The 1968-nt window shown below is 69.6% G+C and carries 1 protein-coding gene; it reads right to left on the bottom strand.

The genetic code is table 11. The annotated features are described in order from the left end of the window. Positions 1 to 343: 343 nt before the first annotated feature. A partial coding sequence (locus EBH09_RS14390; protein WP_238697310.1) for an LCP family protein occupies positions 344 to 1968 on the bottom strand: 1625 nt, incomplete at its 5' end.

The following is a 1968-nucleotide window of genomic DNA, read 5'->3' as shown; positions in this document are numbered from 1 at the left end:
GGGCCCGCGGGGGCCCGGCACGGGTGACTGCGGTGCGGAAGGGGGCAGTCGCAGTTCGTATTCACCGGTGCGCGGATTCAGTACCCACTGATCTGCGGGATCGACGTCATCTGCCCGCCCACGTCCTTGCGCGTCCACGGTCTCCCAATCCTCCGTCGGGGCCACGCGGCACCTTCTGCCGGAAGGCGCACGATAAAGGGTCAACATGTGCACGACGCCAGGGCGGACCTCGCGGCGGGGGCACCGGAGCGCTCACACTATCCGTCCAGTTCAGCGTCGAACGACACCGGTGACAAATTCGACTCCCCTACAACAGGGCAATCCCTCCTATTTTCCGGAACTCCTACCATCGGTACGGCTTGTACACGTCCATGCACTTGCTGGTGTCCGAGCCGTTGATGGCGTCGCTGTTGTCCGGCAGGTCTCCGGCCTCGGGCGTCTTCTGTTCCGGGTATGACGTGCCGGAGCGCCAGTCCGCTCCCACGACCAGCGTGATCCCGGACACGTCGGCCGACTTCCGCACCGCGCTCGCCGGAATTCCCAGTGACTCGGCGACGCGCAGGGCGTCACCCGCCAACTCGGCGCTCGGATAACGGACCACGGTCCTTTCCTCGGACAGCGCGGCCGAGGTGTCCTTGGTCGCCTTGCCGAAGCCCTTCCGCACGAGGGCCTGGGCGATCGCGCCCGCACGACCGCCGACCGGGCCGAGGGTGGCGGAGCGGGTGGCGTTCTGGACGGTGACGCCGATCTCGGAGTCGGGGGCGGCGGAGTCCTCGGAGGGCTTCTCGCCGGAGCCCTTTTCGCTGTCCTTCCCGGCGTCCTTTCCGGTGCCGGTGCCGGTGCCGGTGTCCTTGCCGCCGCCCTTGGCGCCCTTGTCGTCGAAGGAGACGTCGTCGCGGAGCATCGCCCACATCCGCTCCGCGTCGTCGCCGGCCGGGAGCAGGTGGTTCGCGTTCCGCGAGTCCTGCACGGTGGGCATCGTCGTCATGGTGATGCGGTCCGTCGGCACCGTCTTGAGCTGCATGCCCAGGTCGTAGAGCTTCTTGACCGTGCCGATCTCCTCGGAGACCGTCAAGGACTTCGTGGCAGCCTCGGCCAGGTCCATCAGCCTGCCCGTGTCGGTGAAGACGTTCTGCCCCTTCAGGGTGCGGATCATCGAGTTCATGTACATGTGCTGGGCCCGGGCCCGCAGCAGGTCGCTGCCCCAGGCGTGCCGGGTGCGCAGCCACTGCAGCGCCTGCTCGCCCTGCACCTTCTTCCGGCCGGCCTCCATCTTCAGTCCCGAGCCGCCGGGCACGCCGGGCAGCGGGCGGTCCCACACGTTCTGGTTCACACAGACCTCGACCCCGCCGACGGCGTCCGCCATCGACACCACGCCCGCGAAGTCGATCGTCATCCAGTGGTCGATGTAGACGCCGGTGAGGTTCTCCCAGGTGGCCAGGGTGCAGCCGGCGCCGCCGCGGCCCAGCGACTCGTTGATGATCGTGTTGGTCGCCGGGTACTTCTCGCCGCTGTCCGGGTCGGTGCACTCGGGGATGTCGACCCGGGTGTCGCGGGGGATGCTCACGACCGCGGCGCTCTTGCGGTCCGCGGCCAGGTGGATGAGCATCTGCACGTCGCCCAGCGGCGGGTTGTCGCGGTGGTTCCTGCCGCCGCCCAGCGACACGTTGGCGTCGGAGGCGCGGCTGTCGGAGCCGACCAGCAGGATGTTCAGCGGCGTCTGTCCGGCCGCGTTCGGCTCGGCCTTGTGCGCCTTGGAGTCGCCGCTGCTGCGCTCGCCCTTCTCGATGTTGCCGTTCAGGTGCTCGTAATAGAGGTATCCGGCGCCGGCCGTCCCGAGTATCAGCACCGCGAGGGTCGTCGCGGACCATCGGAGCGCGCGATGCCGGCGTCCGGCCCGCCGCCGCCCGGACCGCCTGCCGTTACCGCCCCCCGGGCCTCCCCGGCCGCCGGTGCCCGTGCCACCCC

The organism is Streptomyces sp. E2N166, assembly GCF_003671715.1.
In the GTDB taxonomy this organism is placed as follows: domain Bacteria; phylum Actinomycetota; class Actinomycetes; order Streptomycetales; family Streptomycetaceae; genus Streptomyces; species Streptomyces thinghirensis.
This window is presented reverse-complemented; position numbering and strand designations above follow the sequence as displayed.